Source organism: Terrabacter sp. BE26, from assembly GCF_041941675.1.
Taxonomy (GTDB): domain Bacteria; phylum Actinomycetota; class Actinomycetes; order Actinomycetales; family Dermatophilaceae; genus Terrabacter.
The window spans coordinates 2782098-2795938 of the sequence record NZ_CP090122.1 but is presented as its reverse complement, the minus strand read 5'-3'; the positions used below and the strand labels follow the sequence as shown (position 1 = coordinate 2795938).

At 65.8% G+C, this 13841-nt stretch carries 14 protein-coding genes; 5 read left to right on the top strand and 9 right to left on the bottom strand.

Annotated features, from left to right (window positions below):
- Positions 1 to 5: 5 nt before the first annotated feature.
- The 8 genes from LQK93_RS12925 to LQK93_RS12890 form a co-directional block, all read right to left on the bottom strand.
- On the bottom strand, positions 6 to 1112 hold the full coding sequence (locus tag LQK93_RS12925; RefSeq protein ID WP_374968187.1) for a tyrosine-type recombinase/integrase: 1107 nt from the start codon (positions 1110 to 1112) through the stop codon (positions 6 to 8).
- Position 1113: 1 nt separating this feature from the next.
- The gene (locus LQK93_RS12920; protein ID WP_344253393.1) at positions 1114 to 1332 is read right to left on the bottom strand and encodes a helix-turn-helix domain-containing protein; all 219 of its coding nucleotides are present in this window, start codon (positions 1330 to 1332) and stop codon (positions 1114 to 1116) included.
- Between the two features lie 17 nt (positions 1333 to 1349).
- Positions 1350 to 2894 (bottom strand): replication initiator, encoded by a 1545-nt coding sequence (locus tag LQK93_RS12915; RefSeq protein ID WP_374968186.1) that lies wholly within the window; start codon positions 2892 to 2894, stop codon positions 1350 to 1352.
- Between the two features lie 4 nt (positions 2895 to 2898).
- Positions 2899 to 3264 (bottom strand): WhiB family transcriptional regulator, encoded by a 366-nt coding sequence (locus LQK93_RS12910; RefSeq protein ID WP_374968185.1) that lies wholly within the window; start codon positions 3262 to 3264, stop codon positions 2899 to 2901.
- Positions 3264 to 4634: an FtsK/SpoIIIE domain-containing protein gene (locus LQK93_RS12905; RefSeq protein WP_374968184.1), complete on the bottom strand. Its 1371-nt coding sequence runs from the start codon at positions 4632 to 4634 to the stop codon at positions 3264 to 3266. The genes LQK93_RS12910 and LQK93_RS12905 overlap by 1 nt, the downstream gene beginning before the upstream one ends.
- A gap of 292 nt (positions 4635 to 4926) precedes the next feature.
- Positions 4927 to 5211 carry a hypothetical protein gene (locus tag LQK93_RS12900; RefSeq protein ID WP_374968183.1) on the bottom strand — a complete coding sequence of 95 codons (285 nt, stop codon included), beginning with the start codon at positions 5209 to 5211 and terminating at the stop codon, positions 4927 to 4929.
- Positions 5208 to 5378 (bottom strand): hypothetical protein, encoded by a 171-nt coding sequence (locus LQK93_RS12895; protein WP_374968182.1) that lies wholly within the window; start codon positions 5376 to 5378, stop codon positions 5208 to 5210. The genes LQK93_RS12900 and LQK93_RS12895 overlap by 4 nt, the downstream gene beginning before the upstream one ends.
- An 83-nt stretch (positions 5379 to 5461) precedes the next feature.
- The gene (locus LQK93_RS12890; RefSeq protein WP_374968181.1) at positions 5462 to 6238 is read right to left on the bottom strand and encodes a GntR family transcriptional regulator; all 777 of its coding nucleotides are present in this window, start codon (positions 6236 to 6238) and stop codon (positions 5462 to 5464) included.
- 42 nt (positions 6239 to 6280) lie between these two features.
- On the opposite strand from LQK93_RS12890, the gene LQK93_RS12885 reads away from it, so the two are divergent.
- The 3 genes from LQK93_RS12885 (at position 6281) to LQK93_RS12875 (ending at position 10008) form a co-directional block, all read left to right on the top strand.
- Positions 6281 to 6736, top strand: coding sequence for an NUDIX hydrolase (locus LQK93_RS12885; RefSeq protein ID WP_374968180.1), 456 nt, complete (start codon positions 6281 to 6283; stop codon positions 6734 to 6736).
- 32 nt (positions 6737 to 6768) lie between these two features.
- Positions 6769 to 8796 (top strand): AAA family ATPase, encoded by a 2028-nt coding sequence (locus LQK93_RS12880; protein ID WP_374968179.1) that lies wholly within the window; start codon positions 6769 to 6771, stop codon positions 8794 to 8796.
- A 78-nt stretch (positions 8797 to 8874) separates the two neighbouring features.
- Positions 8875 to 10008: a hypothetical protein gene (locus LQK93_RS12875; RefSeq protein ID WP_374968178.1), complete on the top strand. Its 1134-nt coding sequence runs from the start codon at positions 8875 to 8877 to the stop codon at positions 10006 to 10008.
- A 1223-nt stretch (positions 10009 to 11231) separates the two neighbouring features.
- Here LQK93_RS12875 and LQK93_RS12870 read toward each other — a convergent pair.
- Entirely contained in the window at positions 11232 to 11819 is a 588-nt protein-coding gene (locus tag LQK93_RS12870) for a helix-turn-helix domain-containing protein (protein ID WP_374968177.1), read from the bottom strand.
- A gap of 134 nt (positions 11820 to 11953) precedes the next feature.
- Here LQK93_RS12870 and LQK93_RS12865 point away from each other — a divergent pair, with 134 nt between their 5' ends.
- Together LQK93_RS12865 and LQK93_RS12860 are read left to right on the top strand one after the other, a co-directional pair.
- On the top strand, positions 11954 to 12871 hold the full coding sequence (locus tag LQK93_RS12865; RefSeq protein WP_374968176.1) for an ABC transporter substrate-binding protein: 918 nt from the start codon (positions 11954 to 11956) through the stop codon (positions 12869 to 12871).
- A gap of 4 nt (positions 12872 to 12875) precedes the next feature.
- Positions 12876 to 13787, top strand: a complete 912-nt coding sequence (locus tag LQK93_RS12860) for an amino acid ABC transporter permease (protein ID WP_374968175.1) — start codon at positions 12876 to 12878, stop codon at positions 13785 to 13787.
- Positions 13788 to 13841 lie beyond the last annotated feature (54 nt).

Genomic DNA, 13841 nt, shown 5'->3' with positions numbered 1-13841 from the left:
GCAACTCATCCGCCATTCCCCTCGATGAGCCCGATCGGCTTGTTGTGGCACATCTGTGGCACATGGATGTCCAGGGAGAGGGCCACCGCGTCGAGGTCGTCGGGGAACAATCCGGCGTAGATGTCGAGCGTCATCGCGGCCGACGCGTGGCCGAGCATCTGCTGGACCGCCTTGACGTTCGCGCCGCCGCGGACCGCGAGTGAGGCCGCCGTGTGGCGCAGGTCGTGCGGTGTCACCCCGACGAGACCGGCCGCCACGCAGGCTGGGTCGAACACGCGCCGTCGCCAGTTGTTGAGGATGATCGGGCCACCCATCGCGGCCGGGAACAGCAGGTCGTCGCGCTCCTTGCCCTGGCACATAACGAGCAGCGCAGGCATGAGGGCCGGCGGCACCGGGACCGACCGGGTGCGATGGGTCTTCGGCGTCGAGAAGACCATGGTCGAGCCGACGCGGGTCACGCTCTCGGAGATGGTCAGCCGTCGCCGTTCGACGTCGAGCCGGGACACCTTCAGGGCCGCGAACTCCCCGAACCGCAGACCGGTCAGTCCGAGCACCGCAATGGCGAGGCCGTGCGAACCGGCCGCGTCGACGAGCCGCGCGAGCTCATCCGGAGTCAGGAACCGCGGCTCGCGCCGGACCTGCCTCGGTAGCCGAACGCCCTTGGCCGGGTTTCGTGCGATCCGCCCGTCCTGCACCGCTCCGTCGAGCACGAGCGATGCGACGAGGTAGATCTTGCGGACGGATCCCGCCGACAGTCCCGACGACGCCAGATCACCGACCCACCCGGCGATGTCGGAGTGTGCGATGCGCCCGATCGGCCAGCCACCCCACTGCGGCAGCACGTGCGTTCGCAGGGTGTCGCGGTACCGGTCGGCCGTCGAGGGCTTGAGGTGCGCCAGTCCCCTGCCCCACGTCTCGGCGTACGCAGCGAACAGCATCTTGCCGGCCGCAGGGTCGATGTATGTGCCGCGGTAGAGGTCGGCCATGAGCGAGACCAGGAACCGATCGGCATCGACCCTGCGGCCGAAGGACTTCTTGCGCTGCCGTCCGGACGGGTCGCGCCAGCGAGCGAGCCACCGCCCGTCGCGACTGTCCCTGACGACGTGGGCCACCTCAGGCCACCTGGTCGCCGAACCACGCCCGGACCCGGTCAGGATCGAAGCGCAGGTGCTTGCCCAGGCGAACGGCAGGCGGGCCTTCCCCACGAGTGCGCCACTGGTAGAGCGTGTTCCTCGACACCCCGAGGAAGGCCGACACGTCGTCGACGGTCCAGAGCTTCTCGCACGTCGGCGCGGGGTTCTTGGGTGCGCTCGGCACCGGGGGTGTTCTCATTGCGATCTCCTTCTCTCTCAGTTGGTTTTCTTGCGGGGTTGGGCGGCTCGCCATTGCGCGTGTTCGCGGGCGCGGGCTGCGGCGGCGCGGGCGAGTTCGGCATCGCCGTCCGTCTCCCAACCGGATCCCGCGTACGTCCACTGGCCGACCACGAGGGTGGTTTCGGTGTCGTCGTCGGTCAGGAAGTCGTCGAGGTCGCGGACGTCAAGGGTGCGTCCCTCGCGGGTGGCGGTGGCCAGGCGGCGTTGGAACCGGGCGCGGGCGCGGCGTAGCCGGCCGAGGGTGACGCTGTAGCGGCGGGACTTGGAGGAGAAGTGGCCGCGGAAGCCGAGCATGTGGGCCCACTTGCCGAGCAGCGCGTAGGGATGCCCGGCCATCGCCTGGTCGGTGGCGGCGGCTTCGGTGCGCTGTCGGTCGACGGTCTGGGCGATGGTCGCGCGGAGCCGGTGCAGGTGCGGGCTGGCCGCGTCGGTCGAGTCGGTCGCGGACTTCGTCGCGTACTTCGCGAGGTAGCCGGCGACCTGCTCGGCCTCGAGCTGCGTGTCGGGGTCGTCGGTCCGGTGTGCGTCACGGACCGGCCTGGCGTCGACCTGTCGGCCGAACCGGAGCCGCCGGACGAGATCCCCGCCGAACAGGGGCGGGGCGTCGAACCACACCGACGCGGCAGCAGTCTCGATCGCAGTCGAGAGCAGGGCGGCGGTGATCCCGGCCGGTGCCGGCGCATGTGACTCGTTGTCGGTGGCCTTGCCGTCGACGCGGACGAGGGCGTGGAAGTGGATGAGGCCGCGCAGCTGGTACTCGCCGACCTTGGCGAACTGAACGGTCGCGACCTGCGCGAGTCGGTTCGCGCTGATTCCCAGGGCGCGGGCGAGGGCGCGGCGCAGCGCGATGGTGAACCGGCGCCACAGCTCGGGAGCCCACCACTGCCACACGAGGTGCGAGGGGTAGTCGTAGCAGTCGCCGCACAAGGGCTGCCCGAGCATCGGGTCACCGTCGGCGTGGGTGGCGTGGCAGACCGTGGAACGGCCGTGCGGGCACCGGTCCGCTTCATCCTTGGCTCGATAGGGGCGGCAGCGGCGGCCGTTGCGGGTGCCGTGGACCGGGCCGAACGAGGGCGCGGTGAGGGTCGCGAACACGAGCGGGTTCTCCGGCACGGTGTCGGGGACGCCTTTGCCGCCGACGACACCGGCCCGGATGAGGTGGAAGGTATCGGCGGCGTAGATGCGGGAGCATGAGGGGCAGTCGGCGGCTCGGCGGTTGCCGCAGCGGACGTGCAGGACGCCGAGGGGTTCCTCGTCCGAGAAGTAGGAGCCGAGGACTTCGCCGGTGGTGGCGTCGATGGTCTGGGAGTGGCCGCGCAGGCGGATCGGTTTGGTGCAGTGGCCGACTCGGGCGGCGGTGGTGGCCCAGGCGTCGAGGTCGCGGGAGACGAGCCGGTCGGTGATTTCGCGCTCGAGGCGCGGTGTCAGGTCGGGCAGGTCCAGCCCGGCGTCCGCGCTGTAGCCGGGGAAGGATCCCGTGGCGGCGTGGCGGGACGTCGGGCTGGACTGCTGCACCGTCATGGGGTCACGCGGCCTGCGGGCTCGTCGGGGTGATGACGGGCGCGGCCATTGCGGCGGCGAGGACTGTGGCCAGGGGCTCCCCGGTGGTCAGCCTTCGCTGCAGCGGGAAGCGTTCGGCGGCGTCGAGGCCACCCCAGACCCCGAACTCCTCGTCGAAGACGAGCGCCCAGGCGAGGCACGGACGCCGGACCGGGCAGGAGGCGCAGATCGACGCCGCGCGGGCCTTGGTGCGCCGGCTAGTGTCGGCGAACCACAGCTCGGGGTCTGTCTGGCGGCAGGTGCCGCGTTCCTTCCAACCGCCACGGGCGAGAGCCCGAAGCATCGGGACGGGTCGGCCGCGCAGGACGCCGAGGGCCGTCTGAGTGGGCATCACGCTGCCTCCGGTCCGACGTCAGATCCCGCATGAGACGCCGAGGACGGAGCCGATGCCGCTGACCGTCGAGGGGTGCGCGACTGACGAGGCGTCCGGGGCCTGCGTGCACGCACCGACGCGTCGCTGGCTGGCTCGAAATCGTCGGCCGCGGCGGCTTGAGCCTCCGACCCAAGGTCATCAACGAGCTGGACGGCCTCGACCGGATCGGAGACATAGGGCGCGGGGTGGGTGGTGGCGACATTGCGAACAAGGTCATCGGGCCAGAAGTCCGCCCGGACCCGATCGGCGGAGCCGTCCTCCTCAATCACCCACGCAGTGCCCGGCGTCGAGGGTGAGATGCGGTGGGCGGGCGCGAGGGCGGCGGCGCCGTCGCCGAGGACCATCCGGGTTTCGTCGGCCGAGCGGAGCCGCAGGGCGATGGTCTGGGTGAACAGGCCGCGCAGGCCGATGACCTCCTTGCGGGGGTCTTGGACGCAGGCCAGGACGATGACGCCGAGGGCGCGGCCTTGGGTCAGCACCTCAGCCAGCAGGCGAGACGCCTCCTTGCGGATCTCCGGGTCGGCGTAGGCAGTGAGGACGGCGAGCTCGTCGATGGCGAGCACGTGCAGCGGGTCTGCGCTCGTGGGCTTGTGCAGCCTCGTGTCGCCAGCCATTCGGTGCCCACGCTCGTCCACGACCTGCAGCAGCCGCCGTAGCACCTCCAACGCCTGAGCCGGGGTGGTGGCGACGTCAGTGAACAGATGCCGACCCATGCCGACCTCGACACCACGTTTGAGGTCGACGCCCCACAGCCTGACCAGACCGGCGCGGACAGCCGGTGCAAGGCCACCACACACGCCCCAGAAGATCGAGCCCTTTCCGGAGCCCGAGCAGCCGACGACGAGGGTGTGCCGCCCGGTCAGTGGCAGCAGCCAGCGGGTGCCGTCCTGGCGCCGACCGACGGGGACCGCGTCGACGAGGACATCGGCCGGGGCCGAAGCTGCACGGACGGGTCCGAGGCGGTCAGCCATGACCAGGACGTACTCAACGGTCGATGGCGAGAGAGCGCGACAGCGGAACGAACGCGCCGACGCGGCAGCGGCCAAGGCCGGTGCGGCGTTCTCCAGGTCGTCGACCGTCTGGCCGGTCCGGGCCCGGACGGTGACCGTCAAGGTGACGCCACGAGCGGTGACCGAGCAGAGCCGCGGATGCACCCACACCGTCGAGCGCGCAGCAGGCCGGCGAGGCGCGACGGCACGCAGCGCGGAGGTAGACCAGTTGGCGCGCTGGTCACGCTGCACCGACAAGCCGCACTCCGGGCCAAGATCGACCAATGACGGCGAGCCCAACGACGCCACGAGGCCCGCTTGAGAGGTCCGGCAGCCCACCGCTCATACGAAGCCGGCCACCAGCGGGCCCACACCACGGCGACCACGGCCGGGACGACCCAGCCGAGGATGAGCAGCCCGATCGCCTGGGCCTGACCAGCCGGCAGCAGTCGCACGGCGACGGCGAGACCCGCAACGGACGCCGCCCACCGGAGATGCCGGTACGTCCAGCGCACGACCGCCCAGACAAGAACCGCACCGACACGGAGAGCCGAACCGACCTGACCGGCAACGCCCGCCAGTCCCGGGACGCCGCGCGAGTGTGCGAGGCCGGCTGGGATGGTGGCACGCATTACGCCGCCCCCTTGGCCTGACCGGACGAGGTGCCGGACTGACCGGCCTGGCTCGACTGGCCGGGTGCGACCATCGACTCCGCCCGGAACGACCACGAGATCCGGCCCCGGCCCATCGAGGTCTCCTCGATCCACGGCAGCGCCGTCAGCCCAACGAACTCCACCGGCGTCCACGGGAACGGCGTCTTGTTCTCGGGGGGCACCGGCTGGACCTTCGCGAAGAACTTCACGGACACCGCGGTCTCCCGCTTGCTGGCCTCTTCGTCCGCGTCCAACACCGTCACGGACCACACGAGGAGGTGCCCGTCTCCGGGTCGACCTGCTGCGGTCGCGTCCCGTCGGGCCGCTTCTCGACGTTGAAGTCGAGGACCGGCTCGACCGAGCCCTTGAAGAACGCACCGTTTGGGAACACGTCCCCGAACCCGACCTTGAACCGCTTCTGCATCGCCATGAGTGCTCCTTATCCAGTCGTCTAGAGCAGTCGCTCCGTGACAACAGTAAAACACTCATCTAGACAAGCAGGAAGAGTTGGCGTCAGTTGGCCGGGAAGCGGTACTCGAGGACGTAGCTCGGGGCCGCCTTGACCGTGTCGGTCAGTTCGACCGGCAATCCATTGGTGTCAAAGGCGATTCGCCTCACGGTGAGGACGGGCGTTCCAGCCGGCAGGCGCAGCCGGCGACGCTCCTCTGGCGATGGCATCCGAGCGGCCACCTCCTCGGAGAACTCAGCCAGCGCGTGGCCAGCCTCCTCGATCCGCGCATATATGCCGCCAGGGCCGGTGTCGGCCTCTTCGATCGGTGTCCCCTTCGCGATCGACGCGGGGACGTACGAAGAGGCCAGTTCGACTGGCTGACCGTCCATGAGGTACCGACGCCGACGAGCGACCACCCGCCCGCGCGCAGACAGCGACAGCGCTTCGCGAACGTCAGCTGGGGCCACCTCGCTGCCAACCTCGATCTCGTCGACGGTAGGGACACCCAGGCCTTCCGCCTCCGCGATGAAGACTGCCTGACCGGCTTCCCGATGCCGGCGGGCGAACCGATCCGAAGCCACCCGCCGCACGACTGGGCGCTCACGGACGAAGACACCGCGACCGTGCTCAGCGACCAGCAGCCCTTCGGCGCTCAACTCCCCCAGCGCCTGGCGCACCGTCATGCGGGCGACGCCGAAGTGCTCCCTCAACTGGGCTTCGGAGGGAACCTTGTCACCAGGCGCAATGCGACCTGACCCGATGGCCTCGCGCAGCGCGGTCGCGATCTGCTTGAAGGCAGGAGTGTCCGAGGTCTTGTCGACCTGGCCCAGTTCCAGCATGACTCACTCCTCCAGACGTCTGTAGTACCTACACTTTGGCAGATGGGCTCACACAACATGACAGAGACGCCTCGGCACTCAGTCAGCGTTGCCGCCGCGATCTTCGACGGGAGCGGCGACAACGTCCTGCTCATCAAGCGCCGCGACAACGGCCATTGGGAGCCCCCAGGCGGAGTCTTAGAACTTGACGAGACGATCGTGGACGGCCTACGCCGCGAGGTCCGCGAAGAGACCGGAGCAGAAGTCGAGGTCAGGCAGCTCACTGGCGTCTACAAGAACATGCAGCGTGGCATAGTCGCACTCGTGTTTGCATGCCACTTGGCCACACAACCGCGCACCCACAGTGAAGAGGCCCTAGAGGTCACCTGGGTGCCTGTTCGAGAACTTTCCAAGTACATGCTTCCGGCATACGAGGTTCGAATTATAGACGCCGCGGCTAACGATAGGGCCGCAGTTCGAGCACATGACGGCACCATCACAATTTCGGGAACACAATAAAGCACAGCAGCCAATGATACGACAGGGGAACAGTGCACATAAGCGAAATCCGGATCGAGAGATTCCGCCATCTTTCCGATGTCACAATCACACCGCCACGCGCTGGTGACGCTTCGTCTGCGATAGTTCTTGCTGGCCCCAACGGAGGGGGCAAGACTTCGATTCTCGAGGTAATAGCAATGGCATTGGCACAGTCCTTCGTCATGCCTTTCGGTCAGAACAGACAGATCGGCGACCACGCCTTTGAGGTGGACTTTGCTTTCAGCGGCGCTGAGGCGCAGCTCGTCTCTGACGCAATTGCCCAACGCCCCGAGTCATTCGTGAAGGAAGAGGTGGAGCGGTTCGTATCGGAACGCCAATACACGCGCTATTTCAACCGTGAACCCGCGGATCCCGTGCATCACCAGCGTCAGCAGAGTGCACACAGCCTCGTCCAATACACCCTTCGCGGGGCCTATGGTCGCCCAGTCGGATTCTCACTACGCGCTGATCGCAGTTACCCAAGCGTGCCATTCCAACAGCAAACGCTTCTTCAGCAGCGCCAGGATCCCTTGCAACGGAACATCGCATCTGCTTACCAACTGCCTGAGTTCCAGTATCGGGACATGCTTGATTTCCTAATTGAAAGCCAATACCATCACCTGCTCAATATCGGACGATTCATTGAGAATGGCGGCGACGCTGCCACCCGTCCAGAAAGTCCCCTGAAAGAGTACAATTCACTCTTCGAGGATCTGATGCCCGGCTACTCGATCACGACCCTCCCATCCGAGGGCGCGCCAACGAATCTATATGTCCAGATTCCATCTGGGACGATTATCCCATTCTCCGACCTGTCTTCTGGTGAACGCGAGGTATTCTTCGTCCTGGCAAACTTCATCAGGCAAAACGTTAGCAACGCGATTATCACCGTTGACGAGCCCGAACTCCACCTCCATCCCGAGCTATCACGTCGGCTCGTGCGCACCATGCTCGACATAAAGCCTGGCAATCAGATCTGGCTAGCTACACACAACGGAGAGGTCTTTGACGAGGTCGGGCGAGACCGCACCTTCTACGTGTCTCGGCGAGGAGGAACTTCCGAAAGCATCGTTCGGCGCGCCTCGGATGCGAGTGAGACGGAAACGCTCCTACGAGACCTTTTCGGATACTCCGGATATATCGGCGTCGCCCGTTCCCTGCTCTTTCTCGAGGGCGAAGAAGCGAGCCTCGACCGGCGACTCTTTTCAAGGCTTTTCCCCGCTGAACTCGCCGAGGTGAAACTCGTGCCCGCAGGCGGGGTGGACTCAGTTACTAGACTCAACTCCGCCGTCCTCCAGGTGATAGAGGGTGGAATCGGCTGGATGACATTCTATGCCATCCGCGATCGCGATTATCTGACCGACGCCGAGGTCGCCAATTACAACAAGCACCCCACAGGGCGACTGCGGGTGTTAGAGCGATGCCACATAGAGAACTACCTCCTGGTTGATGAGGTCATCACAAAGGTGCTTTGCGACGTCTTCGGAATGCAACTTGAACCGGGAGCGGTTCGTGCGTCGCTTGAGTCCATCGCGAAGGCCATGTCCGCCGAGGTCTTGGCGAAGATGGTGTCATTTAGGCTGCAACGCAAGACGTGGCCAGAGGACTTCGAAATAAGTGGCTTCCGTGGTGCAAGCGTTCTAAACGCCGACTCGACGCCCAACCAAGGACTGCTCCAAGCCATGGAGCACAGTTTTACTGATAAAGCGAATGCCGTAGGTGATGCAATTGGTCAACGACTGTCCACGGACGCGATCGCGACAGTGATTACCGAGTCGACGACAACGGTCGTTGAAGCACTTGCTGCAGACTTCGGAAGCAAGTCGTGGCGAAACATCTACCCGGGCAAGCGACTGCTCGAAGAATTGGCAAAGTTGTACGGGGTGGCCCCGATTGCGCTTCAGAATTCGGTTCTGATCGCACTGAGTTCGCGGAGAGAACTCATTGCTCAGGACCTTCGCGACTTGGTTTCCGCAGTATCCAGCGGCGACTCATTTCCAGCCAAGTCCGAAGGAAACGAGCTCAGCCCGAAAGACTGACTCCGTCGAGACAGACTCATTAGCGGGCCAGTTTCCTTCGCACCGCGCGGACGCCCCTACCTTTGGAGGTTATCTCCGATGAGACTATTCAGTTACAAGCGTCGCGAAGACATCCTCCGAATCGACGACACTGACATTGACGAGGATGATGCCGGCTCGTCGTGGCTAGCCCCCTTGGACGTAGCTGGAGAAGCTTCGCTCGCTTCGTTTAGGGGGGCCATGCGTGCATATGCTGACGCGTCCCACCAACAAGGTGGCGGGCTGAGTTCTTGGACGGGACTATCCAACCCGATGGGTGGGGACCTATATTTCACCCTGGCCAAGGCGGGCGAAGTAAGCGCCGACTACTCGCATAGGCTCCCAGTCTCAATATGCGTCACCGCGGACGGCGTCTCGGCCATCACCGTTGAGGTCGGACTGCATGGCAATGAGATTGACGAGGACGACATTGAAGATCTTCTTCGGCCTATGTTAACGCGGTCAGGATCAACACTTCTTGAAGTTGCGATACATGGGGAAGGCAACCAGATCCTCGGCATAATTCGGTTGGCTTACTCGCGGCGTGGCGCAAAGGTGTCAGACGCAGTTGCTCTTGGATTAAACGTAGAAGCATTCTTGCGCACGCTGCGCGGCGGCGGACTCACGGCAGAATCGGCATTCTCTCTGATCGCGGCAGGTCACGCAAACCCACTCCTCGGCATGCCGGAGTCGGCCTGGCTGGAGGTGAAGAGTCAAGGTTACAACTTGGCAGAAGACGCAGGGCGAATCGAACTTGGGCAGGACATAGCGCGCTTCGCGAATGGCGACGAGACGGGGCTGTTGGTAATTGGGTTCCGAACCAAGAAATCCGGTGTTGGCGAAGTCATCTCGAAACTGACGCCGTCTTTAGTTCCTCTCGATCCTGCCCGTTACCACCGGGCAATCGATGCGAAGGTTTTTCCACCTATCAATGGGTTAGAGATTCGCCAGATCGAAGTCCCACTTGCCGGAGGTCGCGTCGGGTTTCTGCTTGCAGCCCTAGTTCCGAAGCAACCGGAAGAGTCCAAACCAGTTCTTGTACATGGTGCAATCGTCGGGGAAAACGTCGAAGGCGCCTTCATCTCAATTGTGCAGCGACGGGGAGAGCATTCCGTGCCCGTAACCGCACAATCCATTCACTCAACACTGGCCGCAGGAAGAGCGCTGCTCCGTCGCGGCAGACTGCCGGATTGACATGGGCACCAACTCGGTCCGGAGAAGCGCCTGGGGCCATTTACCGGCAGTTTGGCACTCTGGGCTCGCGTGAGGATTTTCTGTACTGACTCAAGCGCGCCTGCGGCGCGAAGAAGCGCGGGGCCCCGCGATGGGGACCCCGCGCTCCGGCGCTGGCGCGCCTACGCGCACCCCACCGCACCCCGCGACCTGGTCAGCGGCGAAACCGACTCAGCCACGGATGCCACAGAGCCCAGCTCAGCCGCTCAAGGGCTCGGTCATGCTCCTCGTGCCGGCGAGGATCACTTACGCCGTAACCGTCCTCCCCATTGGGACCCACGTCGTAGTGGACCTCGACGGCGTCTCGGTAGGCGTTGATCGCCTCGCTATACGACTTAACCGCGCGCCAAGGCATGCCGGCCAGAATGGCGCTAGCTTCAAACGATGCTAATGCCTTATGGAACGCCTGATAGTCACCCGGCATGTGCCGCCGCGACTCGACCTCAGTGAGCCCACGACGGACGTCCGCGCGAGCAGCCACTCGCTCTCGCCTCTGCGAAAACATTGGAGAAACAACACCGCCCACAATGGCCGCACCGAGGGAAGACACAAGAGTTACCAGATCAGCCACCCGACTATTCTCATGGGACTCTCTCGTTGCTCTCGACACGTTGCACCGTGTGTCGCCGACTCTCTGGCCATCATTCGCTCGCCGCCGCTGTAACAGCTCCCCGCGAGCCCACCTTGGGACCCCGAGAGTGACGGCTGGCTCACCTCCCCCGCCGACGCCCCACAGGAATGCATCCTCCACCCTTTGCGGAGGCTCATGCGCTGGGGACGAGGGAGTCCCCAGCCGATATGTGCGGGGCCGGCTCCCGGAGAGGACCACTGCCCACCCCGGGCGCGTGATGGTGTCTACGACCCGCCCAGTCGACCTGCGCAAGCGCCTTCTGCGCGGCACCACCCAGCCGACCGAGTTCGGGTCACTGCGCAGACCCGCGTGGCCCATTCGTGGCACACAGCGCCCGAGCCGGTCGCCCGCGAGACCCCACCAACGGCAGGCGAGTAGGCACGCTGTCACCCAGCCCAAAAGCCGTGAAAACAGGGCATATTCGGCTCCTAAAGCGGGTGTCGCAAGTTCGAATCTTGCCGGGGGCACAACCGCCGAGGGCACAACGGCGTTCTCTCTGCGCTCTGATCGATCATCGCCTCGCCAAGCGACCTCTGACGACCGGGCCCTCGAGTCAGGAGCTCCCGCTCCACGGTGCCGGCGAGAGGACCCACAGCATCTCGGCGGACCTGCTGGTGCTCGCGTTGTGCCACGTGTGCGGCTCGCCCCCCGGGAAGGTCATGGCCGTCATGGCCGTCAGCCGCTCGCGGCGGTCCGCGAAGACGAGGTCGACCGCCCCCTTGAGGACGTAGAGCACCTCGACGGCGCAGTTGATCGTGTAGAGCTCGGCGCCCCCCGTCGCGCCGGGTTCGGCTGTGCTGTGGACGATCTGGAGGCGCGACTGCCCTCGCGGCGTCATCAATTGCTCTTTGACACCGGTCCCCCCGAGGTTGATCGCCGGGGCCGTCGCCTGCGTCACCAGTGCGACGTCCGGGGCGCTGAACAGCGATCCCACCTCGATGCTCATGACCTCGCACAGGGTGATGAGCGAGGCGACGCTGAGTGACGTCTCGTCACGCTCCACCCGGCTGAGGAAGCCCTTGGTGAGGCCCGAGGCCGCCGCCAGCTGGTCCAGGGTGTAGCCGTTCGCCTTGCGAGCAGCGCGAAGCCGGGCGCCTATGCGCGCACCATCGTTCGTGGGCGAGACCGGAACCGGTCGCATCGTGCTGCCTCCTCGTGTGCCACGGCACGGATCCGTCGAGATTCCGCCGATTCCCTTGACATCTCATCATGGCTGCCCGGATGCTCTGTACACAACCTTTGTTGTGCCTCGGGAAACTCAATGGAGAGATGATCATGCAGCTTCGACACCTCGCGTTCGCGGGCACCATCGCCGTCGTGGCCCTTGCTTCCGGGTGCGCCGCACCCGCCGCCGACAACCCCGCCCCGGCAGGAGCCTCAGGCGGCGCAAGCGCGTCAGTGGCCGCGCTGCCCAAGGACGAGGCCATCGCCGCGACGCTCCCCGCCACCGTCAAGAGCTCGGGGACCATTCGGGTCGCGTCCGGCATCAGCTTCCCGCCCATGGAGTTCTACGGCGCCGACAACCAGACCGTCCTCGGCTTCGACCCCGACCTCGCGGCCGCTCTCGGCCAGGTGCTCGGCGTGAAGTTCGACTTCCAGAACACGAACTTCGACGGGATCATCGGAGGCCTCGACGCCGGCCGCTACGACCTGTCCCTGACGAGCATGATCGACAAGAAGTCCCGGCAGGCCACGGTCGACTTCGTCGACTACCTCAGCTCGGGCGTGACCTTCATGGTGGCCAAGGGCAACCCGAAGGGCCTCAAGGACAAGATGGACCTGTGCGGCAAGAGCGCCGCGGTCGAGAAGAGCTCCACCGGTGACCTGTCCGTCGACGACATCACCAAGGAGTGCACGGCGGCTGGCAAGCCGGCCGTGACCAAGCTGCCGTTCCCCGACCAGGCCAGCGCCGTGCAGGCCCTGCAGTCGGGTCGCGCCGACTCGGTGGTCGCGCTCGACCTCACGCTCGCCTACAACGTCAAGCAGGCGCCGAACGCCTTCGAGGTGCCCGCCAAGCCGTTCGGCACGCTGCCCGTCGGCATCGTCGTGCCGAAGAAGAGCCCCGAGCTCCGGGACGCCGTGCAGGCCGCTCTGAAGAAGATTCAGGACTCCGGTGCATACGACACGCTGCTCGCCAAGTGGAACCTGCAGGACCAGGCGCTCAAGGGCGCACCGCTCAACACGGGTCAGTGACGTCATGACCGGCCACGCCGCGCCTGCCACGGACGTCACCGACGTCGGACACGCCGAGGAGCCCATCGTCCACCTCCGACACCCGGGTCGCTGGGTGGCGGGCGCGGTGCTGGTCGTCCTGGCCGCGATGTTCGTCAACTTCGTCGCCACCACGGAGCAGCTTCGGCTGGACCTGGTGGCTGGCTACCTGTTCGAGCGCTCGATCATGCGGGGGCTGCTGCTGACCATCGAGCTGACGGTCATCGCGATGCTCATCGGCGTGGCGTTGGGGACGGTTCTCGCCATCATGCGGCTGTCGGAGAACCCGATCCTGCGCGGCGTCGCCGGAGGCTACGTCTGGCTCTTCCGCGGCACGCCGATCCTCGTGCAGCTGCTCTTCTGGTTCTTCCTCGGCACGGTGCTGCCTCAGATCAGCCTCGGCATCCCCTTCGGGCCCGAGCTGGTGACCGTCTCGAGCAACACGCTCATCACCCAGTTCGTGGCCGCCATCCTGGGCCTCGGCCTCAACGAGGCTGCCTACATGGCCGAGATCGTCCGAGCCGGTATCGGCTCGGTGGACCGGGGACAGACGGAGGCTGCGGAGGCCCTCAGCATGAGCCCGGGGCTGACCTACCGCCGGATCGTCCTGCCGCAGGCCGCCAGGGTCATCGTCCCGCCGACCGCCAACGAGGTCGTCTCGATGCTGAAGCTCACCTCGCTGTGCCTGGTGATCGGACTCCCGGAGCTGCTGACCACGGCCCAGCTGATCTACGGCCGCAACTTCCAGCAGATCCCCCTGCTCATCGTGGCGTCGATCTGGTACATCGTCGTGACCACCATCCTGACGGTGCTCCAGAGCCGGATCGAGCGGCGCATGTCGCGCGGTGTCCTCGCCGCATCCACCCGTCGCAACCGCTTCGCGATCGGAGGCCGCTGATGGCCGAGAGCCAGCCCACAGCCCAGGCCCAGTCGAGCGCTCCCGCGTCGTTCC